This is a genomic window from Pelagerythrobacter marinus, from assembly GCF_009827515.1.
Lineage (GTDB): Bacteria > Pseudomonadota > Alphaproteobacteria > Sphingomonadales > Sphingomonadaceae > Pelagerythrobacter > Pelagerythrobacter marinus.
The window spans coordinates 75,819-96,235 of record NZ_WTYO01000005.1 but is presented as its reverse complement, the minus strand read 5'-3'; the positions used below and the strand labels follow the sequence as shown (position 1 = coordinate 96,235).

Annotated in this window: 23 protein-coding genes, 1 tRNA gene and 1 pseudogene; 13 read left to right on the top strand and 12 right to left on the bottom strand. The window is 68.9% G+C overall.

The window, feature by feature from the left end:
• Positions 1 to 4: 4 nt before the first annotated feature.
• From GRI72_RS11525 to GRI72_RS11505, 5 genes are read left to right on the top strand one after another with little or no spacing between them, the layout of a single operon-like run.
• Positions 5 to 508, top strand: coding sequence for a DUF3598 domain-containing protein (locus tag GRI72_RS11525; protein ID WP_160734074.1), 504 nt, complete (start codon positions 5 to 7; stop codon positions 506 to 508).
• On the top strand, positions 462 to 1,895 hold the full coding sequence (locus GRI72_RS11520; protein ID WP_337191183.1) for a 3-isopropylmalate dehydratase large subunit: 1,434 nt from the start codon (positions 462 to 464) through the stop codon (positions 1,893 to 1,895). Before GRI72_RS11525 ends, GRI72_RS11520 begins: the two co-directional genes overlap by 47 nt.
• Positions 1,888 to 2,514: a 3-isopropylmalate dehydratase small subunit gene (leuD, locus tag GRI72_RS11515; protein WP_160734073.1), complete on the top strand. Its 627-nt coding sequence runs from the start codon at positions 1,888 to 1,890 to the stop codon at positions 2,512 to 2,514. The genes GRI72_RS11520 and leuD overlap by 8 nt, the downstream gene beginning before the upstream one ends.
• Positions 2,511 to 3,443 (top strand): hydroxymethylglutaryl-CoA lyase, encoded by a 933-nt coding sequence (locus GRI72_RS11510; RefSeq protein ID WP_160734072.1) that lies wholly within the window; start codon positions 2,511 to 2,513, stop codon positions 3,441 to 3,443. The genes leuD and GRI72_RS11510 overlap by 4 nt, the downstream gene beginning before the upstream one ends.
• Positions 3,440 to 4,618, top strand: a complete 1,179-nt coding sequence (locus tag GRI72_RS11505; protein ID WP_160734071.1) for a CaiB/BaiF CoA transferase family protein — start codon at positions 3,440 to 3,442, stop codon at positions 4,616 to 4,618. Before GRI72_RS11510 ends, GRI72_RS11505 begins: the two co-directional genes overlap by 4 nt.
• A gap of 27 nt (positions 4,619 to 4,645) precedes the next feature.
• On the opposite strand, the gene GRI72_RS11500 is transcribed toward GRI72_RS11505, so the two are convergent.
• From GRI72_RS11500 to GRI72_RS11450, 8 genes and pseudogenes are all read right to left on the bottom strand, one after another.
• Positions 4,646 to 6,223, bottom strand: a complete 1,578-nt coding sequence (locus GRI72_RS11500; protein WP_160734070.1) for an FAD-binding protein — start codon at positions 6,221 to 6,223, stop codon at positions 4,646 to 4,648.
• A complete protein-coding gene (locus GRI72_RS11495; RefSeq protein WP_160734069.1) occupies positions 6,220 to 6,882 on the bottom strand; it encodes a hypothetical protein in 663 nt (220 codons plus the stop codon). The genes GRI72_RS11500 and GRI72_RS11495 overlap by 4 nt, the downstream gene beginning before the upstream one ends.
• Positions 6,883 to 6,886: 4 nt before the next feature.
• On the bottom strand, positions 6,887 to 7,615 hold the full coding sequence (locus GRI72_RS11490; RefSeq protein ID WP_160734068.1) for a DUF3108 domain-containing protein: 729 nt from the start codon (positions 7,613 to 7,615) through the stop codon (positions 6,887 to 6,889).
• Positions 7,612 to 8,103 (bottom strand): VOC family protein, encoded by a 492-nt coding sequence (locus GRI72_RS11485; RefSeq protein WP_160734067.1) that lies wholly within the window; start codon positions 8,101 to 8,103, stop codon positions 7,612 to 7,614. Before GRI72_RS11485 ends, GRI72_RS11490 begins: the two co-directional genes overlap by 4 nt.
• Before the next feature lie 20 nt (positions 8,104 to 8,123).
• Positions 8,124 to 8,648: a DUF3598 domain-containing protein gene (locus tag GRI72_RS11480; protein ID WP_160734066.1), complete on the bottom strand. Its 525-nt coding sequence runs from the start codon at positions 8,646 to 8,648 to the stop codon at positions 8,124 to 8,126.
• A 28-nt stretch (positions 8,649 to 8,676) separates the two neighbouring features.
• Entirely contained in the window at positions 8,677 to 9,123 is a 447-nt protein-coding gene (locus GRI72_RS11475; RefSeq protein ID WP_337191182.1) for a c-type cytochrome, read from the bottom strand.
• 14 nt (positions 9,124 to 9,137) lie between these two features.
• The gene (locus GRI72_RS11470; RefSeq protein ID WP_160734065.1) at positions 9,138 to 9,812 is read right to left on the bottom strand and encodes a hypothetical protein; all 675 of its coding nucleotides are present in this window, start codon (positions 9,810 to 9,812) and stop codon (positions 9,138 to 9,140) included.
• 885 nt (positions 9,813 to 10,697) lie between these two features.
• Positions 10,698 to 10,934 (bottom strand): annotated as a pseudogene (locus tag GRI72_RS11450) (IS110 family transposase); the annotation flags it as partial.
• Positions 10,935 to 11,216: 282 nt separating this feature from the next.
• On the opposite strand from GRI72_RS11450, the gene GRI72_RS11445 reads away from it, so the two are divergent.
• The 4 genes from GRI72_RS11445 to GRI72_RS11430 all read left to right on the top strand — a co-directional run bounded on the left by GRI72_RS11445 (position 11,217) and on the right by GRI72_RS11430 (position 14,026).
• Entirely contained in the window at positions 11,217 to 11,432 is a 216-nt protein-coding gene (locus GRI72_RS11445) for a hypothetical protein (RefSeq protein ID WP_160734063.1), read from the top strand.
• Between the two features lie 137 nt (positions 11,433 to 11,569).
• The gene (locus GRI72_RS11440) at positions 11,570 to 11,941 is read left to right on the top strand and encodes a DUF3489 domain-containing protein (RefSeq protein ID WP_160734062.1); all 372 of its coding nucleotides are present in this window, start codon (positions 11,570 to 11,572) and stop codon (positions 11,939 to 11,941) included.
• On the top strand, positions 11,938 to 12,360 hold the full coding sequence (locus GRI72_RS11435; protein WP_160734061.1) for a DUF2924 domain-containing protein: 423 nt from the start codon (positions 11,938 to 11,940) through the stop codon (positions 12,358 to 12,360). The genes GRI72_RS11440 and GRI72_RS11435 overlap by 4 nt, the downstream gene beginning before the upstream one ends.
• On the top strand, positions 12,353 to 14,026 hold the full coding sequence (locus tag GRI72_RS11430; protein ID WP_160734060.1) for a recombinase family protein: 1,674 nt from the start codon (positions 12,353 to 12,355) through the stop codon (positions 14,024 to 14,026). Before GRI72_RS11435 ends, GRI72_RS11430 begins: the two co-directional genes overlap by 8 nt.
• Before the next feature lie 187 nt (positions 14,027 to 14,213).
• On the opposite strand, the gene GRI72_RS11425 is transcribed toward GRI72_RS11430, so the two are convergent.
• Both GRI72_RS11425 and GRI72_RS11420 read right to left on the bottom strand, forming a co-directional pair.
• Positions 14,214 to 14,300 (bottom strand) — tRNA-Leu (locus tag GRI72_RS11425).
• Positions 14,301 to 14,421: 121 nt separating this feature from the next.
• Positions 14,422 to 15,303: an MJ0042-type zinc finger domain-containing protein gene (locus tag GRI72_RS11420; RefSeq protein WP_160734059.1), complete on the bottom strand. Its 882-nt coding sequence runs from the start codon at positions 15,301 to 15,303 to the stop codon at positions 14,422 to 14,424.
• A gap of 155 nt (positions 15,304 to 15,458) precedes the next feature.
• Here GRI72_RS11420 and ftsE point away from each other — a divergent pair, with 155 nt between their 5' ends.
• Genes ftsE through GRI72_RS11400 form a run of 4 tightly spaced genes read left to right on the top strand, consistent with a single transcriptional unit; the run spans position 15,459 to position 18,341 of the window.
• Positions 15,459 to 16,196 carry a cell division ATP-binding protein FtsE gene (ftsE, locus tag GRI72_RS11415; protein WP_160734058.1) on the top strand — a complete coding sequence of 246 codons (738 nt, stop codon included), beginning with the start codon at positions 15,459 to 15,461 and terminating at the stop codon, positions 16,194 to 16,196.
• The gene (locus GRI72_RS11410; RefSeq protein WP_160734057.1) at positions 16,193 to 17,125 is read left to right on the top strand and encodes a cell division protein FtsX; all 933 of its coding nucleotides are present in this window, start codon (positions 16,193 to 16,195) and stop codon (positions 17,123 to 17,125) included. Before ftsE ends, GRI72_RS11410 begins: the two co-directional genes overlap by 4 nt.
• Positions 17,122 to 17,661 (top strand): YdcF family protein, encoded by a 540-nt coding sequence (locus GRI72_RS11405; protein ID WP_160734056.1) that lies wholly within the window; start codon positions 17,122 to 17,124, stop codon positions 17,659 to 17,661. Before GRI72_RS11410 ends, GRI72_RS11405 begins: the two co-directional genes overlap by 4 nt.
• Positions 17,658 to 18,341 carry a lysophospholipid acyltransferase family protein gene (locus tag GRI72_RS11400; RefSeq protein ID WP_160734055.1) on the top strand — a complete coding sequence of 228 codons (684 nt, stop codon included), beginning with the start codon at positions 17,658 to 17,660 and terminating at the stop codon, positions 18,339 to 18,341. Before GRI72_RS11405 ends, GRI72_RS11400 begins: the two co-directional genes overlap by 4 nt.
• On the opposite strand, the gene GRI72_RS11395 is transcribed toward GRI72_RS11400, so the two are convergent.
• Together GRI72_RS11395 and hisC are read right to left on the bottom strand one after the other, a co-directional pair.
• Positions 18,319 to 19,254 carry a prephenate/arogenate dehydrogenase family protein gene (locus GRI72_RS11395; protein ID WP_160734054.1) on the bottom strand — a complete coding sequence of 312 codons (936 nt, stop codon included), beginning with the start codon at positions 19,252 to 19,254 and terminating at the stop codon, positions 18,319 to 18,321. The two genes, GRI72_RS11400 and GRI72_RS11395, sit on opposite strands and share 23 nt — an antisense overlap.
• Positions 19,254 to 20,351, bottom strand: a complete 1,098-nt coding sequence (gene hisC, locus GRI72_RS11390) for a histidinol-phosphate transaminase (RefSeq protein WP_160734053.1) — start codon at positions 20,349 to 20,351, stop codon at positions 19,254 to 19,256. Before hisC ends, GRI72_RS11395 begins: the two co-directional genes overlap by 1 nt.
• Between the last annotated feature and the right edge of the window lie 66 nt (positions 20,352 to 20,417).

Below are 20,417 nucleotides of genomic sequence, written 5' to 3'. Positions count from 1 at the left end.
AACCATGGGAATTCGCGAAGACATGCCGCTGCTGGCCCGGCACGAAGGGGTCTGGGACGGCGTTTACACCTACTACAACGCGGCCGGCGACAAGATTGATGAGCACACGTCGCGCCTGTTCTGCCGCTTTCCGGACGGCGAGGGCGAGCATCCCTACCATCAGACCAACTACTACACCTGGGCCGACGGACGCACCGAAACGCGCGATTTCCCCGCGACTTATGCCGACAAGCGCGTCTGGTGGGACAACGATCTGATCAAGGGCTGGGCGGCGGAAGTCGGCCTCGACGACAAGAACCGCACCGTCATGCTCTACTGGCAGCGCCAGGGCGATCCGGAGCTCTACCTCTACGAGATGATCCAGCTCGCCGACGACGGCCAGAGCCGCTGCCGGACCTGGCACTGGATCCGCAGCGGTCAGCTCGAGACGCGCACCGCGATCCAGGAAAAGCTGGTGACGCGTGACTGGCGCGCGGTGGAGAAGGAGATGGAGGCGGCGTCTGGCTGAGCCGCGCACCCTTTTTGCCAAGCTGTGGGACCAGCACCGCGTCGCCGACCTCCCCGGCGGCGCGGCGCTGATCGCGATCGACCGCATCTTCCTGCACGAGCGCACCGGCGCCGCCGCGCTCGGCGGGCTGAAGGCGGCCGGCCGCTCGGTCGCCGATCCCGCGCGCGTGTTCTGCGTGATGGACCATATCGTGGACACCCGCCCCGGCCGGGACGACCGGACGCTGATGCCCGGCGGGCAGGCCTTCATCACCGAAACCCGCGCCGCCGCGCGCGAGGCGGGCCTCACCCTGTTCGACGTGACCGACCCCGACCAGGGCATCGTGCACGTCGTTTCGCCGGAGCTCGGCATCGTTCTGCCCGGCGCGACGCTGGTTGCGCCCGACAGCCACACTTGCACCCAGGGCGCGCTGGGCGCGCTCGCCTGGGGCATCGGGTCCTCCGAGGCGGAGCACGCGATGGCGACGGGCACCCTGCGGGTCGCGACGCCCAGGACGATGCGGGTGACCTACACCGGCAAGCTCGGGCGCGGCGTCACGCCCAAGGACATGATCCTCGCGCTGATCGCGCGGCACGAGGCCGGCGGCGGCAAGGGCCACGTGGTCGAGTTCGCCGGCGAGGCGGTGACCGCGCTCGACATGGAAGGGCGCATGACGCTCTGCAACATGGCGACCGAATTCGCCGCGATGACCGGCGTGATCGCGCCCGACGAGGCGACGTTCGACTACCTCGCCGGCCGGCGCTACGCCCCGCGCGGCGCCGCATGGGACCGCGCCGTCGCGCACTGGCGGACGCTCGCGACCGATCCCGGGGCCAGCTTCGACGCGGAGCTCGAGATCGACGCCGCCGCGCTCGAGCCGATGGTGAGCTGGGGCACCTCGCCCGAGCACAGCGTCGCCATCTCCGGCGCCGTTCCCGGGGACGCCGGCGACCGCCCGCTCGCCTATATGGGCCTGCGCCCGGGCGAGGCGCTGGCAGGGCTTCCGATCGACGCGGCCTTCATCGGAAGCTGCACCAACAGCCGCCTCTCCGACCTGCGCCGCGCGGCCGCGCTGCTGACCGGCCGCCGGGTCGCGCCCGGCGTGAAGGCGCTCTGCGTTCCCGGCTCCTCCGCGGTGAAGCGCGCCGCAGAGGCCGAAGGGCTGGACAAGGTCTTCACCGAGGCGGGGTTCGAATGGCGCGAGAGCGGCTGTTCGATGTGCTTCTACGCCGGGGGCGAGAGCTTTCCCGCCGGCTCGCGGGTGGTCTCCTCCACCAACCGCAACTTCGAGGGGCGCCAGGGCCCGGGCATTCGCACGCATGTCGCGAGCCCGGAAACGGTCGTCGCCAGCGCCATCGCCGGGCGGATCGCCGACCCGCGCGCGATCGGGGAGGGGGCCGATGCCTGAGCCGCTCACCACCCATACCGGGGTCGCCGCGCCGCTGCTGCGCGACAATATCGACACCGACGCGATCATCCCCTCGCGCGAGATGAAGACGACCGGCAAGACGGGGCTCGCCGAGGGGTTGTTCGCCGGCTGGCGCTACCTGGCGCCGGGCACGCGCGATCCCGACCCGTCCTTCGTTCTCAACCAGCCCGCCTACGCCGGCGCGACGATCCTGCTCGGCGGGAGCAACTTCGGCTGCGGTTCCAGCCGCGAGCATGCCGTCTGGGCGCTGGCCGAGTTCGGCATCCGCGCCGTTATCGCGACGAGTTTCGCACCGATCTTCTTCGGCAACTGCGTCCGCAACGGCATCTGCCCGGCGGTGCTCCCGCCCGAGGCGGTGGCGGAAATCGCCGCAGCGGCCGAGGCCGGTTCGCAGGTGTCGCTCGACGTCGAGGCGGGAACGGTCTCGCTGGCGGACGGCCGGACCTGGTCGTTTTCGCTGGAAGCCGAAGCGCGGGCGATGCTGACCGAAGGCCTCGACGCGATCGACCTGACCCTCAAGCTCCGCGACCGGATCGCCGCGTTCCACGCCCGCGATCGGGCGGAGCGGCCCTGGATCTATCTCGAGGAACAAGCATGACGAGCCGCGTCCACATCAGCGAAGTCGGCCCGCGCGACGGGCTCCAGAGCATCGACCGGGTCATGCCGCTGGAAGCGAAAAAGGCCTGGATCAAGGCCGAGGCAGAGGTCGGCGTGCCCGAGATCGAGGTCGGCAGCTTCGTGCCGCCCAAACTGCTTCCGCAGATGGCCGACACGGCGGAACTCGTCGCCTTCGCGCGGACCATTCCCGGCCTCGCCGTCGCCGTGCTCGTGCCGAACTTCAAGGGGGCCGAGCGCGCCATTGCGGCGGGCGCCGAGAAGATCTCGATGCCGTTCTCCATGTCGGAGACGCACAGCCTCAAGAACGTCCGCAAGGACCACGCCGCCGTGATCGAGGAGATCGCCGCGATCGCCGCGCGGGTGGCCGCCGAACCCGCCGAGACGCGCCCCCATTTCGAGGTCGGGCTGGCGACCGCCTTCGGCTGCACGATCGAAGGACCGGTAGACGAGGACCAGGTCGTTCGCCTGGCCGAGCAGGCGATCGCGGCCGGCGCGGCGGAAGTCGGGCTCAGCGACACGACGGGCTACGCGAACCCGGCGCAGGTGAAGCGGCTCGTCCGGCGGGTGAAGGCCGCGGTCGGCGCCGACAGGCTCAACACGCTGCACCTCCACAACACCCGCGGGCTGGGCCTCGCCAATGCGCTCGCGGGGCTGGAGGAGGGGATCACCACGCTCGACAGCTCGCTCGGCGGCCTCGGTGGATGCCCGTTCGCGCCCGGCGCTTCGGGCAATATCGTCACCGAGGACCTCGTCTTCATGCTGGAGGCGATGGGGATCAAGACCGGCATCGATCTCGAGCGCCTTCTCGAAGTCCGCACCATTATCGCCGAGGCTCTGCCGGGCGAGCCGCTCTACGGCTTCACGCCCGACGCGGGCCTGCCGCTCGGCTTCAAGGGAACACAGGAATGACGCATCCGACACCGCTCGCCGGCATCAAGGTCGTCGAGTTCACGCACATGGTCATGGGGCCGGCGGTGGGCGCGATCCTCGCCTCGCTCGGGGCCGAGGTCGTGCGCGTGGAGCCGATCGGCGGCGACCGGACGCGGCGGCTGCTCGGCTCGGGCGCCGGCTATTTCCCGATGTACAACCGGCACAAGGCGAGCATCTGCCTCGACCTCAAGAACCCCGACGGGATCGCGGTCGCGCGCAAGCTGGTCGACCGCGCCGACGTCGTGGTCGAGAACTACCGCCCCGGCGCGATGGACCGCCTCGGCCTCGGCTACGAGGACCTGTCGCGGAGCAATCCGCGCCTCATCTACTGCTCGGAGAAGGGCTTCCTCCCGGGGCCCTACGAGAACCGCACCGCGCTCGACGAAGTCGCGCAGATGATGGGCGGGCTCGCCTACATGACGGGTCCCCCAGGCCAGCCGCTGCGCGCGGGATCGAGCGTCATCGACGTGACCGGCGGGATGTTCGGCGTCATCGCGATTCTCGCCGCGATCGAGGAACGCCACCGCACCGGCCGCGGCCAGAAAGTGCAGAGCTCGCTGTTCGAGACGACCGTCTACCTGATCGGCCAGCACATGGCGCAGAAGGCGGTGACGGGGCAGGCCGCCAGTCCGATGCCCGCGCGCATTTCCGCCTGGGCGATCTACGATGTGTTCGAGACGAAGGACGATCCGATCTTCATCGGCGTCGTCACCGATGCACTGTGGGAGAAGTTCTGCGCGCTGTTCGGGCTCGACGATCTCTGGGCCGACGAGAGCATTCGCGAGAACAACGCCCGCGTGCTCCAGCGCGACCGCATCATGCCGCGCATCCGCGAACTGATCCGCGGCTTCACGCGCGACGAGCTGGTCGCGCGGCTGGAAGGCAGCGGGCTGCCCTTCGCGCCGATCGGGCGGCCGGAGGACATGTTCGACGATCCGCACCTCAACGCCTCGGGCGGGCTGGAGCCCGTCACCATGCCCGACGGCAGCACGGCGCACCTGCCGGCTCTGCCGATCGAAATGGCGGGCGGGCGACCCGGAGCCGCGGCGACGCTGCCTGTGCCGGGAGCGGACACGCGCACGATCCTCGGCGATCTCGGCTTGTCGGAAGAGGAAGCGGAAGCGCTGATCGCAGGCGGCGCGGTGGGCGCTTAGGCCCGGCGCGTCGGACGGGCGGGGACGCTAGAGGCCCAAGACTCCGGGATTCATCGCGCCCTTCGGATCGAGCAGCGCCTTCAGCCGGCGCACCAGTGCCGCCGCATCGGCGTCGAGCGCCTCGACATAGGGATAGGTGCGACCGATCTGGTTCGACGCGGCGCCGAACTCGCGGAACAATTGCACCGTCTCTTCGCGCAGGGTGGCGACGAGAGCGCGGGCGGCGGGGTTCGCCTCGGGCTCCGCATAGGTGGCGATCAGGGCCGGATCGACGGCATGGCTGTGGATCGGCATCCACGCGTCCTTCCAGTGGAACACGGCCTCGAAACTGAAGCTGTGATTGCCGAGCGCGGAAAGCAGGTAAGTGACGCTTACGCCTTGCGCGGCCATTTCGCCCGCGCGCGGTTCCATCAGGCGCCGATGCGCCTCGATCAGGGGCACGCCCTCCGAATGGGCGACCTTGGCATTGAGCGCGGCCCAGCGCGCGCCATCCTTCCCGAGCACGCCATCGAGATTGGGGAAGGGGTCGGCGCGCGCCATGCGGGGGATCGTCGCTGCGATCGATCGTCCGCCGTGCCCCGACGCGATGACCCCCGCTTCATCCATGTCCGCCGACACCGCCGCCTTCGACGAACCCGCCATCACGCAATGGAGAGTAAAGGCGCCTTGCGGAACCACGCCGCGCCCCGCCGCCGCGAGCCCGGCGAGCGCGCGAATGGCGCCAGTTCCGCCGCCGGCGGATCGCGCCACCGCGCGGATCGCCGCCAGCGCCGCGCCGATCCCGCGTTCGCGCTCGATGGTGGCGGCGACCGCGGCGGGGTCGAGCACGTAGGCGTCCTCCGCCAGCCCGGCCCGCGCGATCCCGGACAGCGCGGCTCCGGCGGCTTCGAGCGAGGGGAAGGCGAAGGAAAGATAACCATTCGCGGCCGGCGCCTTGATGAGCCGCAGCGAAGCCTTCGTCTTGATGCCGAACGCGCCGCCGTCGTGGAGGAACAGGCCTGTGGTGTCGGGGCCGAAGTTGCGGAAGACGGGCCTGGCCGATGCCGCGAGCGCCCACTGCCCGGTCGTCAGCAGCTTTCCATCGGCGGTCGCGACTTCGAGCCCCAGGGCCATTTCCGCAGCCGAGCCGTAGCGTGCGCTGCCGAAGAACAGCGCCCCGTGGCTGAGCCCGCCGCCGACCGTTGCGCCCGCGCCGGAGAACGTGCCGAAGAACGGCAGGCGCAGGCCGCGCGGGGCGAGCGCGTCGTAGAGCTGCTTCCAGGTGACGCCCGCTTCGGCCACGACGTACATGTCGCTCTCGGCGATCTCGACAATGCGATCGAGACCCGCGAGGTCGAACAGCACGCTCTTGCCGGGTTCGCAGCGATAGCCGCTCGTATAGCTCAGGCCGCCGCCTCTCGGGATCGCGGCGTAGCCGAGCGCCGTCGCGGCGGCCACGGCGCGGGCCACGGCGGCGGGAGAATCCGGCCGCACGACCGCGACAGGCGCGGGGCCGGCGGAATAGATGTCCGCGGCCGCCAGCGAGAGCGCCGCGTCGTCGGTGCGCACGCGGCCGGCCCCGAGCGCTTCCTCCAGCGCCCGGAGCAGCGCGGCGCGATCGGTCACGCCGGTTTCCACACGCTCATCACCACGATCGCCCCGATGAAGGCCCAGAGCACCAGCAGCACCGAAGTTGCGCGCCAGTATGTGCGGCGAATGATGGCGTTGGTCTCGTCCGTCGGCCCTTCGCGGGCCATGACCGCCCAGGTGCGGAAATGGCTGATGAGAGCCAGGCGGATGCCGACCCCGCTTGCCATGACGCAGGCGAAGAGGCCGAGCTTCACCCGCAGCCAGAAGGGCATGTCCCAGCCGCCGCCGATGAGGCCGACGGCGATCGCGACCAGCAGCGCCATGAAGAGGTAGCGCGAGCCGCGGTCGATGTCGCCCAGCCGCTTGCCGGCGGGGCTGTGGCGCAGGCGGTGGACGATCTCCACGAAGGTCAGCCAGAGCGCCGCGAGAATGCCTGCCGCCCAGGCGGTCGCGGTGCCGCCGGGGACGTAGCCGTAGAGCGCCGCCAGCGCGAAGCCGAGGCCCGCCTGCAGCACCAGCGCGTAGCGGACGTGCTGGTCGACATGCATGACGTGATCCATCAGCCGGTCGCGCTCGGCGAACGGCATCTGGCTGCCGTAGGACACGTAGCGGTAGGTGCTGTTGATCACGAACTCGGAGCCGAGCCAGTAGCCGAGCACCGCGATATGGGCCACGAGCAGGACGGAGATCAGCATTCGCTCAGCGCCCCTGCTGTTCGTAGTGGGTCAGCTCGTAGGCGGTCTGCATGTAGCCGCCGACGGCGGCTTTCAGCAGCACGTAGTCGCCGTCGGCGGTGCACCACAGGTCGTACTCGGGATGCTCGAGCGGCAGTCCGGGAACGTCGACCATCCGGAAGTGCAGCGCGTCGAACGTGCCGGCGGCGACGGTGACCGTCTCTTCGCCCACGAACTCGAGCGCGAGGTCGACTGCGAACAGCATCGGCCCCGTGGCCCCGCGATGGTCGGGGGAGGATAGCAGCAGCCGCTCGATCACCTGCACGCCGGGCCCCTGCGACAGGTCGTAGAGCGACAGCATGAAACCGTCGTTCGCCATCGCGTGGTTGCCGAAGGCGGGGAGCGGCCGGTCGAGCGTCATCGTCTGCCGCACGCGGCCTTCGACCGCCGTGAATGCCTCGCACTCGGCTGTGTCCGGAGCGAAGCGGAACCACGCGGAACCGCGGAACGCGCCGCCCACGGCGATGCGAACGAAGCACTCCTGCGGCGCGCGGTCGGCGTCGACTCTCAGGTTCACGTCGCGCACCACCGCCGGCGCGTCGTCGATCTCGCCATGCGCGGCGATCGTGCGCGATCCGTCGGCATGGACGTCGATGCGGAAGAACTCGCGCCCACGTTCTGCGCCCCGGCGCTCTTCCTGGTTGCTGGTGTAGCGCAGCGTGCCGGTCACCGAGCGGACGATCCCCCCGCTCATGCCTGCGCTCCCTCGGGAAGCGGCTCGATCTGCATCACCCCGACGAGCTGGCCGTCGGGATCGTGGAAGATCATCTCGCGGTAGATGCCCGCCGGCGAGCGCTCGCTGGCCTGGTGTTTGGGATAGCGCAGCGGCGGCGTCAGGAACTCGGTCCCTGCCGCTTCCAGCCGCGCGTGGACGCCGTTGAAGTCGGTGGTGGAGAGCAGCAGCGCGGTCTGGCCGAACGCAGGGCTCCCGCGCGGATAGTCGATCGCGTCGAGGTCGACGCCGCCCACTTCGAACAGGCCCACGACCGGGTCTGCCTCAGCGTCCACCGCGAGCAGCGCGATCCGCATGCGGCACGGCGGAAGCTGGAGCAGCGCGCCGGCGGCCGCGCCCTCGATGACTTTCTCCTCCACCGGCGCCAGCCCGAGAACGTCGCGGTAGAAGCCGAGCGACGCGTCGAGATCGCGGCAGAAGATGGTGAAGCGCTGGAACGCGAGTGTCATGAGCTGTTCCTTTCCCGCGATCAGACCGCGGCGCGCGGGCGGAATTCGTAGTAGCTGGGGTCGTCGTGCGTCCGCCAGTCGTCGCTCACTTTCGTCTCGTTGATGATCGTGCGCTGGAACAGGCGGCCCTTGCGATACCAGTGCCAGGTGCGGTTCTTCGCCTGACCGTCCTCCGCGACGGTGATCATCTCGTAGTAGCGGAAGTCCGGCTCCCCGGCGCGGACCCAGCCGACCATGATCGTGCGCTGCGTCTCGTCGAGCGAGACGGAAGCGGTCCAGCCGGTGATGTTGACGTTGTCGATCCAGACCCGGTCGCCCTTGTAGACGCCGTCGAAATAGCGGATCTCGCGGGTGCCGTCGGCCCAGTCGTAGATGTTGGTCTGCGCCAGCCGGGCCTTGCCGTCCTCGTCGTCGAACAGCCGGCAGACGAGCCGCGAGCGGTGGCGATCGATCTCGTTGTGATCGGCGTCGAGGTGGACGTATTCGCCTTCCCACACGCCGGCCTGGGACGCCACCAGCGGCATGCTGCTCTCAATGATCCCCATTGTTCCCTCTCTTCTGAAGCAAAGGCCTTCACTCAGGCTCATCGGTTGAAGGTGCCGGGCCGCCGGCGCCTGCGGGCGCGGGCGACAGCGTCACCAGATAGTCGATCACGGCCTGCCGACGTGCCGGATCGGTCAGCTTGGTGACCATGCGCGTGCCGGGCACGACCTCGGTCGGTGCGGCGAGGAAGCGGTCGAGCGTCTCGGGTGTCCAGACGAGGCCGTTTTGCTCCATCGCCTTCGAATAGGCGAAGCCCTCCGCCGCGCCCGCGGTCCGGCCGACGATGCCGTGGAGGCTGGGCCCGGCGCCGCGCGTCGGTCCCGGCTCCACCGAATGGCAGCTGGCGCAGGCGGCGAAGGCAGCGGGGGCCGCCGGGCCGCTGCCGCCTCCGCTCCCGTCGCCGCCGCCGCAGGCGGCGAGGGCGAGGAGGGGCACAGCCGCGAGCAGGCGCTTTGCAGGTCGTATCGGTTCGTTCACGGCAGACAATCCGGTCAGAAGGGCTTCACGAGGCCGAGGTAGGCGGTCGCCAGCAGGAGCAGGTAGACGATCCACACCCAGATGCGCGTGCGGTTCATCGTCGCCAGCAGCGGCAGCTCGGTCGCGTCGCTCGACCCTTCCTCGATCAGACGCCCGAGCTGCGGGCCGACGGGCTTGAAGGCAACGTCGATCATGATCGCGGCGGCGAAGATCACGCCGAACATCAGCGCCTTGAGGCCGAGCCAGACGCCCGCGAGCGGCTCGCCCGTGGCGAGCGAGACGGCGCCGAGCCCGAGGTAGAACAGCGCCAGCGCGATCTTCAGCCAGTACTCGATCCGGCGGTTACGTGCCGCGCGCGGCGTCATATCGTGCCGGTGCGCGTCCCACACGAGCCAGATCCACGCGGCGCCGACCGCCCAGGCGAGGACCAGCAGCCAGTCCGGCACCAGCCAGTGCCCGCCCATCGCGACCACCGAAAGCGAAACCGGCACCATCAGGGCCCACGCCGTCCGCGGCACCATGTCGACTTCCACCAGCAGCGTCAGCAATGCGAGCCGCTGATCGAGCGTATATTTCCTGCGCTTGCGGAAATGCTGGCCGAGCACGAACACACCGACGTCGGCGCCGAGCCAGAGCACGAACAGCAGCAGGTGCACGAACACCAGAGTGGGATATGCAAGGTCCGCCAAGGTCCGTCCTCTCGTTGGGGTTCAACTTCAAAGTTGTCCGGACAAACCACATATTGCCCCCCTTGGCAAGGGCCTCCCGAAAGGCCCGGGAGAGTCCGCTTCGGAGGGCTCGCACCGCCGCCGCTTCCGCGCAGGAAGCGGCGTATCCATGCAGACAACTGCACGAGCAAACTGTTTTCGTGCCTACAGCGAAAGGACGGTATTTGAGCACTAGCATATCGTGGCGGAAAGGCGACAGAACGGAGATCAAATTCTCCGCCCGCGCGTTCCTCGATCTGCTCGCCGGGCGGATCACGCCGGAGCAAGCCAAGCGACTCCTCGCCCCGCGCTGTCGTCAAAGCACATCTTCGTGGCGAAACATCGCCGATCTGCGTCCGGAGTCAGGCGGGCCAGATGCCGACGACGACCATATCGTTGTTACCTTCAGTGATGACCCTGCTGCACGCCAGCTTGAGGCGTCCGGATATCGTGAAGGTCGCAATCGAAGAGATCGCTTGCAACCACACTGCTCCTCCAATGGCGACGTAGGCCAACAGGACAAAGGTATACCGCAAGATCACTGAAGGGACCTTTCCGCCCCAGGTGAAGATCGACATTCACGGTGTTGGATGGCACGAGTCCGCGATCAACCGCTGGATCTTGGATCCTGCCGGCTACCGTCCCGAAACTGATACTCCCGCAGTTGGAGTGGTCCATCGTGGCCAAGGATGTTGCGCGGCGGGGCCGGTTTGCGCACGCTGTAAACGACGTGGTCCGGCTTTGGATGAACGGTGTCTTCACGGTCGCGAGTTACGCGCTGGAATCCCTGGAGACCGAAGTCGACGACTCGGATTTCGCCATCGCGATCGCCCACAGCGACGATGTCACCCTTCTCCGAGACTAGGAAACGTAAGCCGGCGGCATCAGCCGAACCTCATGGCCCAGCTTGATCAGCTCCCGAGCCCAGTAATGCAACGTGCCGCAGGCCTTGATGCCGACCAGGCAAGGCGGAAGCTTCTCGAAGAAGGGAAGCATCTGCGAGCGCCGCAATGCCTTGCGAACCACGGCCGTGCCCTGTGCATCTACGCCGTGAACTTGGAAAACGTTCTTGGCCAAATCGAGGCCGATCGTGCTAATCTCCATCTGGGTGGCTCCCATTTTGCTCGTGAATTCCTGACGGTCTTCACACTTTGGCACCTAGATGCCGTGAGCGGGAGCCATCCACATCTGCTATTCCATTTGGGCAGTTGTAACCTGCCATTCCGGACTGTCCGACGATGCTGCCGTTCCAGCGGCCTGCGGCCTGCAATGGACGTCCGCCACTGGATTCGTCGGGTAGGTTCCCGACTGACTGAGACGAGGGGGCACAGCGGCTGCCAGAAGCTCTGACTGGACTTCTTTCGATAACGTCGCTCCATGGGCCGTATGGAATTCGCCACGCAGCACGACTTGGTCCAACATCTTTTACTGAAGGCCGGCCGAATAATGGAAGATGTCTCGCCCGAGTTTGCTCTTCCGATGCCAGAGAATCCAGTGGAAGTCGGGAAGCAAATCGACCAGCTGACGCTGAGCGCAAACGGGCTGTGCGCTCTTGCCGCGGCAGCCCGGATGTTGCTTGAGGCGGTACCCGATCGCAGTTGATCAATTCATAGGTAATCTCGAATTCCATTCGACTTCATCTGCAATCGGAGCATTGCTGTTCATGTGAATCGCGGCCGGCAAGACCTGCTGCTGCCCTGACCGGCTCGCCCGGCAGGGCTTCGGGTCGTGGGGCAGCAATGGTGCTGTCCCGATCCGGAGGATTGCTCATGGCGAACACAAACAGCAGCAAGCGTACGCGCCGGATGGCGCGAGAGCCGATGGCCCGGCCTGCCGCGTCAGCGGAGAGCGGGAGCGCACAAGACGTCGCGGTGAGGGAGCCAGCCGACGACGCTCCCTCAAAGGGGCAAAGCAAGATAGAGGAAGTGCTTTCACTCCTGGAGCGCGCAGAGGGCGCAACGCTGGATGAACTGGTGCAGGCGACCGGCTGGCTTCCGCACACTACCCGAGCGGCGCTGACCGGCCTCAGGAAGAAGGGCCATTCTATCCGGCGAACGAAGCATGACGGCATCAGCCGGTATACGGTCGTGGAGGCGGCAGCGTCTCGATGAGCCGGCTGGATGACGAACTGAATGCGCTGGCGGACCTCGTGCCATCGCAGTTGCGGGAGAAGTGGAGCAATATGGAGGGCACCACCCCGCCATCTGTTCCATCTTCCCTTCTGAGCCGTCTCGTGGCGCAGCGCCTGCAAGAGCGGCGGCGCGGTGCCTTGCCGGCGCTGGTCATGCGGGAACTGACACGGATTGCCGTGGCGAAGCCGAACTCCGCGCCTCTCCGTCGCCGTAGCAAACTCACACCTGGCACCCGGCTGGTTCGCGAGTGGAACGGTCAGACCATTACGGTCGAGGTTCTGGAAGAAGGGTTCGCTTATGCTGACCGCACCTGGAACTCGCTCAGTGAAATCGCCCGGTATGTGACCGGCGCGCACTGGTCCGGGCCGCGTTTCTTCGGTCTCACCGGCAATGGCTGAGAAACTGCTTCGCTGCGCGGTCTACACCCGCAAATCCACTGACGATGGGCTTGAGCAGGAATTCAACTCACTCGATGCGCAGTATGAGGCCTGTGCTGCCTATGCCCTGAGCCAGCACCATGAAGGATGGGTGCTGGCGAAGGACCGCTACGATGACGGCGGGTTCTCGGGCGGTAATATGGAGCGACCGGGGCTTAAGTGCCTGCTTGCCGATGTCGAGGCAGGCAAGGTCGATATTATCCTGCTCTACAAGATCGATCGGCTGACCCGCAGCCTCACAGATTTCGCGAGGATTGTGGAGGTGCTCGACAGGGCCGGCGCGAGCTTCGTCAGCATTACCCAGAGCTTCAACACGACCACCAGCATGGGTCGGCTTACGCTCAACATGCTGCTGAGTTTCGCCCAGTTCGAGCGGGAGGTCACAGGTGAGCGCATCCGGGACAAGATCGCAGCCTCGAAGAAGAAGGGCCTGTGGATGGGAGGTCCGGTGCCGCTCGGGTACGAGGTGTGCGATCGCAAGCTCGTGGTGAAGGACAACGAGGCAGAGCAGGTGCGGCACCTCATGCGCCGCTATCTGGCGCTGGGATCGGTGCCTGCGCTGGCCGAGGAACTGAACCGGGAAGGCTACAGAACCAAGGTTCAGCGCCGGACCAGTGGTCCGCACAGGGGCGGCTGCATCTTCAGGCGAGGCACACTTTATCACCTGCTTTCGAACCGCATCTACCGCGGGTTCATTGTTCACAAAGACAGGGCGTACCCGGGCGAACACCAACCGATCGTCGACGCCGAACTGTGGGATGCGGTGCAGAAGCTCCTTGCCGACAACGCTTCCGGTTCATCGCGGCGTCTGAAACACCAGCATCCAAGCCTGCTGATCGGCAAGCTGGTGGATGGCGAAGGTCGGCAGATGGGCCCGAGTCACGCCACAAAGAACCGGAAACGCTATCGCTACTACGTCACCCGTTTAGATGAGCTCGGCGGCACCCGGGCATGGCGGGTCTCGGCCCATGATCTCGAGCAGATGGTGTGTGCGGCGATCGCTGGGAAGCTGGCTGATCAGCAGTTCGTGCTGGAACTTGCGCGGAAGGCCGAGCACCTTCAGAATGCCACCGCAGAAGCGAACGCTTTGGCTGCGACACTGAGCAGTGGCAACGCCCATGACCGGGCAGAACTGATTGCGGCGCTTGTCCGGCAGGTCAGGCTCTCTGAAGACAGGATCGGAATCGAGCTAGATCACGACGCTGTCCGGGAGCGGCTTGGCGTTGGTGCCGGCTTGGAAACCGGGCGGAGCATTCCGGTGATCACCATCCCGGCCGTGCGCGTCCGCCGGGGCCATCAGCTGCGGCTGATCGTACCGGGCCCGGAGAATTGCCGGCCGACGATTGTCCGGCGAGACGAGAAACTCGTTTCACTCGTCGCCGAGGCTCACCAGGCGAGGCAACTGGTGCTCGCGAGCCCGGCGCGATCGATTGCGAGCATTGCCAGCGAGCATAGTCGATGCAGGACAAGGCTTGGCAAACTCGTTGCTCTGTCCTGTCTGGCGCCCGATATCGTCACGGCGATTGTAGAAGGCAGACAGCCGAAGCATCTCACGGCGAAGCAGCTGATGAGCGGACCCTTGCCACTGTCCTGGACGGAGCAGCGTCGCGAACTGGGCTTCGCCTGAACCGACCACTTGCAGTCACGATTTCGCGAGCTGAGACGCCCCGGCGAATCTAGGTAAAATCCGCCTCACCCCGCCACGTCTCCGGCTGCAGTTCCACGAGATCATATACAGAAAGGCCGCAGAACTGCGCCACTTCGGGCGGGCGTTCCGGGGCCGGTACGATTTTCCAGGACTACTCAGGACTGTTTGGTGCGGTCGAGAAGACTCGAACTTCCACGGGCGTTAGCCCACAACGACCTCAACGTTGCGCGTCTACCAGTTCCGCCACGACCGCACAGTCAGAAGGGCGCTCGCTGCGCCCCCCGGGGGGTAGGCCGGCGCCCCTAGCAACAGGATCGCCGCACCGCAAGCGGTTTGCGAAGCCCCCGGGCCGGGGGCCTCGATCAATCGGGGGATCAGTCGGGTTTCCAGCCGATTTCGGCGAACTTGGCCGACTTGGGAACGTCGGTCACGGCCTCGTTGATGGTAACCGTTTCGCCCGGCGCGAGGCGCGGTTGCGGGGGGGAGACTTCCCAGCTGTAGACGATGCGGTCGCGCGCGTCGCGCATGACGATCAGGATCGAGGGCAGCGTGCGCGTTTCGCGGCCGACGTTGGTGATCGTTCCGCTCGCGCCGAAGAACTCCGTGCCGTTGGGCAGGGTGCGGCGATCCTGCTGGTCGGCGGGAAATTCCAGCACCAGGTCGGGCTGCTCGACCGCGAAGGTCGGGCGGCTGATCGGCACCCAGTCGGGCAGGCCCCAGTAACTGACCGCCGCCACCGTGCCCAGCGCGACCGCGGCAAACCCCGCCGCCGCGAAAGTCCACAGCCGCAGGGGATTGCGGCGCGGCCGGAAAGGCGGTTCGGCCGCGAAGGGCGAAGGCTCGGGCCCTGCCGGCGCGATGCTCTCGCCCGCGGGCGGGGCGGCGGGCTCGGCCGGCGGGGCCGGTTCCGCGACGGGCGGCGGGGGGACCGCGCTCCCCGAAGGCGGAGGGGCAGCGGCGGCTTCGGCTCTTGCCGGCTCGGCATCGGCGGCAGGCTGGGCCGGGGCCGGGGGCGGCGAGGCGGGCCGGGCAGGGGCTGGCGGCGGCGCGGCATCGTTGCCGGCCGGCGCGCTATCGGGCGGGCTGTCGGGCCGGCTCCCGGGCCGATCCAGCGGCCGCTCGGGCACGTCCGGCAGGTTGCCTTCCTGGAACCAGCTGTGGCGGCACTTCGCGCAGCGCACCGTGCGCCCTTCGACACCGATGGCGCTGTCGGGCACGACATAGCGGGTCGAACAGGCGGGACAGGCGATGATCATCGTAACAGCCACCCTTACGGCGCGAGGCGAATCGCAACAAGGCTCCGACCGGGCGGCGACATGCGCGAGCGCCTTTTTTCCACATCGAAGCCTCGCTATAGCCGCGGCCAGATGCCGGCTCACTTCCCCTCGACCGCTTGCGCGACCGCCCGCCAATGAGCGATTCCGACAGCGCGATCGTGTCTTTCGACAATGTCGGCCTGCGCTACGGCACCGACAGCGAGGTCCTGCGCGATATATCGTTCACGCTCTATCCGGGCAGTTTCTACTTCCTCACCGGCGCCAGCGGCGCGGGCAAGACCTCGCTGCTCAAGCTGCTCTATCTCGCGCAGCGCCCGTCGCGCGGGGCGATCCGCATGTTCGGCACCGACGTCATCACCCTGCCGCGCGGCCGCCTGCCGGAATTCCGCCGCCGGCTGGGCGTCGTGTTCCAGGATTTCCGCCTCGTGCCGCACCTTTCGGCCTTCGACAACGTCGCCCTGCCGCTCCGCGTCTCGGGGGTGGACGAGGCGGACGTGGCCAAGCCGGTCGCCGACATGCTCGACTGGGTCGGCCTGTCGCACCGGCACGAGGCCCGCCCGGCCACGCTTTCGGGCGGGGAGCAGCAACGCGTCGCGATCGCGCGCGCGGTGATCGGCCGGCCCGACCTGCTCGTGGCCGACGAGCCGACCGGCAACGTGGACCCGGAAATGGCGCTGAAGCTGCTGCGCCTGTTCGAGGCGCTCAATCGCCTGGGGACCACGGTGGTTGTCGCGACCCACGACGTGCACCTGCTGAAGAAAGTGCCCGAATCGCTGATCATGCGGCTCGACAAGGGGCGCCTGGCCGATCCGACCGGGGTCCTGCGCTATCCGCCGCGCGCGGGCCGCGGAGCCGAAGGGGGCGGGGCATGAGCGCGCGGCCCGGCCTCAACCGCGCGCTGCGTCGGGGCTTCGCGCCCTTCGGCGGCGAGCGCGCCGCGCGCCTCGTGCCCCATGCGCGCCTCGCCGGGCCGATGCCGTGGGTGATCGCGATCATGGTCGCGCTGACGGTGATCGCCGCGGCCGGCGGCCTCGCGCTGCAGAACATGGCGGACAATGCCCGCGCCGAGCTGGCGGGCGGTGCGACCGTGCAGGTGCTGGAGGCGCTGGAGCAAGAACGCGAGCGCCAGGCGGAGGCGGTCGAGCAGGTGCTGAGCGCCGATCCCGATGTTGCGACCTATCGCCGGGTCCCCGAAGCGGAGCTGGAGGCGCTGCTCGAACCCTGGCTGGGCGTCGGCGCGACGGACAGCGCGGTGCCGGTGCCGGCCCTGATCGACGTGCGCCTGCGGGGCGTGGCCGACCTGGCGGCGGTGGAACGGCTCCAGGCGCGCCTGGCCGAAGCCGCCCCGGGCGCGCGGGTCGATGCCCAGTCGAGCTGGCTGGGCCCCGTCTTCGGCGTGATCGCCGCGCTGCAATGGCTGGCGATCGCGCTTGTCGCGCTGCTCGCGCTGACCAGCGCCACGGCCGTCTGGCTCGCCGCCCGCTCGGCGCTGGGCAGCAATCGCAACACGATCGAGATCATTCACCTGCTGGGCGGCACCGACGGCCAGATCGCGCGGATATTCCAGCGCTCGATCGCGCAGGACGCGCTGCTGGGCGGGATCGCCGGGCTGGCGATCGGCCTCGCGGGCATGGTCGTTCTCGCGCGCCAGTTCCGCCAGCTCGGATCGGGCATGGTCGCCGGCGGCGGGCTGGCGCCGGTGGACTGGATCGTGCTCGGCGCGATCCCGCTGGCGGGGGTGGTCATCGCGACGATCACCGCGCGCGTGACGGTGCTCGCGGCCTTGAGGAAGATGCTGTGATCCGGCGCGCGCTGTCGGCCGTCGTCCTCGCCTGGGCGCTCGGGTTCCTGTGGTTCGCGATCGCGCTGCCGGGTCCGGCGGAGGCGGTGGTGACCGATGCGGTGATCGTGCCGACCGGCGCGGCGGGCCGGATCGAGCGCGGGCTGCAGGTCCTGGGCGCGGGCGACGCGCGCGCCCTGCTGGTGACCGGGGTGGACCCCGAAGTCCGCCCGGCCGAGTTCGCCGGCCAGTTCGGCGTCCCGGTGGAAACGATGGCCTGCTGCGTCACGCTCGGCTTCTCGGCCGTCGATACGCGCGGCAACGCGGCCGAGACGGCCGAATGGGTGCGCGCGCGCCGGGTTCGCTCGCTGCGGCTGGTGACGACCGACTGGCACATGCGCCGCGCCGCGGGCGAGCTGGCGCGCACGTTGCCCGGCGATGTCGAGGTCGTGCGCGATGCCGTTCCCTCGCAGCCGTCGCTGCGGATCCTGTTCCTCGAATATCACAAGCTGCTGGCCAGCCTCGTCTCGCGCCTCTGGCGGGGAATGGCGGCATGATCGTGCTGCGCAACCTGGCGTTCTACCCGGCCTTCTATCTCGGCAGCGTCGGCTTCGTCCTCGCCGCGCTGGTGGCGATCGCCGCGCGCGGTCGGGGGCTGGAGCGGATCGTCGAGGGCTGGTGCCGCTGGCACCGCGGTTGCGCGCGCCTGCTGCTGGGCATCCGGGTGCGGATCGAAGGCCCCGCGCCCGAGGGGCCGGCGCTCTACGCGATCCGGCACGAAAGCTTCTTCGAGGCGATCGACCTTCCTTGCCTGTTCGACCGGCCCGCCCCCTTCGCCAAGAGCGAGCTGTTCGCCATCCCCGGCTGGGGCCGGGCCGCGCGCGCCTATGGCTGCGTGCCGGTCGCGCGCGACCAGGGGGCCCGGGCCCTGCGCGCGATGGTCGCTTCCGCGCGCCTGTTCATCGCCGCGGGGCGGCCCCTGGCGATCTTCCCCGAGGGGACCCGTGTTCCCCATGGCCAGCGGGTCAGGCTCCAGGCCGGCTTCGCCGGGCTCTACAAGCTGCTCGGCCTGCCGGTCGTGCCGGTCGCGGTCGACAGCGGGCCGCTCTACCACCGCAGGCTGAAGCGCCCCGGGACGATCACCTATCGCTTTGCCGATCCGATCGCCCCGGGCCTGCCGCGCGCCGAGGTGGAAGCGCGGGTGGGCGATGCGATCAACGCGCTGAACCGGGCCTAGCCGGCGAGGCGTGATCGGCGCGGCCGAAGTCGGGCCGCGCATCGTCCTGCCCCTGTTCGACGATCGAGCGGCGAATCTCGCGCGTGCGGGCGAAGAGGTCGAACAGCGCCTCCCCATCCCCCCGCCGGATCGCGCGCTGCAGCGCGGTCAGGTCCTCGGTAAAGCGGCCGAGCATTTCCAGCACCGCGTCGCGGTTGGAAAGGAACACGTCGCGCCACATCGTCGGGTCGCTGGCGGCGATGCGGGTGAAGTCGCGGAAACCGCCGGCCGAGTACTTGATCACCTCGCTGCGGGTCACCTCTTCGAGGTCGGAGGCGGTGCCGACGATCGTATAGGCGATCAGGTGCGGGATATGGCTGGTGACGGCGAGCACGAGATCGTGGTGCGCGGCCTCCATGATCTCCACCCGCGCGCCCAGCGCCTCCCAGAACTGCCCGAGCGCATCGACCGCCGCCGGATCGGCATCGGCGGGCGGGGTCAGGATGCACCAGCGCTGCCGGAACAGGCTGGCAAAGCCCGCGTCCGGCCCGCTCCGCTCGGTCCCCGCGACCGGGTGCGCGGGGATCACGCGGCGGCCCGGCAGCGCGCGCGCCAGCGCCTCGCCGACAGACGCCTTGGACGATCCCACGTCGGACACGATCGCCGTCGGCGGCAGCGCCTCGGCGCAGGCGCGCGCGGCAGGCTCCATCGCGCCGACCGGCACGCAGAACAGGGCCAGGTCGGCATCGCGCACCGCCTCGGCCGGCGTGGCGCAAACGGTTCCTGCCAGGCCGCGTTCGGCGGCGCGCCGGCGAACGTCGGGATCGGCGTCGTAGCCGGTGGTCGCGACTCCGGGCAGGCACTCGGCAATCGCCAGCCCGACCGAGCCGCCCAGCAGCCCCAGGCCGACGATGGCGACGCGCTCTATCGCCATCACGCTTCGCCCGCCACGTCGCGCAGGACCGCGGCGATCGCGTCCATCTGTTCGCGCGTGCCGACCGTGATCCGCAGCGCGTGATCGAGCCCGGGGGCCGAGAAATGCCGGACCGAATAGCCCGCGCGGGCGATCGCGGCATGGGCTTCGCGCGCGCTCGTCGCCCCTTCGAACAGGACCATGACGAAATTGCCCGCGCTAGGCAGCGCGCGCAGCCCGCGGTTGCCGAGCGCTTCGACCACTTCGACAAAGCGGGCGCGTTCGGCCGCGTTGTGCCTGCGCGAGCGTTCGACGAAGCCCTGATCCTCGACCGCCGCCCGCGCCGCGGCCTGGCCGTGGCCGGTGACGTTGAACGGCCCGCGAATGCGGTTGAGCGTGTCGAGCACGTCCGGCGCGCCGGTCGCCCAGCCGATCCGTTCCCCCGCGAGGCCGTAGATCTTCGAGAACGTGCGGGTGACGAGGACGTTTTCGTGCCGCTGCGCCAGCGCCAGCCCGTTGTCGTCGTCGCGCGGGTCGAGATACTCGGCGTAGGCCTGGTCGAGCACGAACAGCACGTCGCGCGGCAGGCCGGCGTGGAGGCGGGCGATCTCGGCCGCGGGCAGGAAGCTGCCGGTCGGGTTGTTCGGGTTGGCGAGGAAGACGACCCGCGTGCGCGGCGTCACCGCGGCGAGCAGGGCGTCGACGTCGGCGCCGTAGTCGACATCGCTCGCCTCCACCGGCACGGCGCCGCAGCGGCGGGCGGCGATATCGTAGACCGCGAAGCTGAAGCGCGGGAACAGCACCTCGTCTCCCGGCCCGGCGTAGCCTTGCGCGGCGAGGTTGAGCAGTTCGTCGGAGCCGGTGCCGCAGACGATCCGCGCCGGATCGATCGCGTGGACCCGGCCGATCGCCGCGCGCAGGGCGGCGGCATCGGGATCGGGGTAGCGCGCGGGGCCGGCGAGCCCTTCCATCGCGGCAATCGCGGCCGCGCTCGTGCCCAGCGGGTTCTCGTTTGCCGAAAGCTTCACCAGTTCGCGCCCGGCGGCGTCTTTCGACTGGCCCGGCACATAGGCGTGAATGCCCTCGATCCAGGGCTTGCGAGTGGGACTTTCGGCCATGATGGCCGGGCGCATAGCCCGCATGACCTGCAAACCGAAGCAAATCCTGCTTGCCCCGGCTAAGGG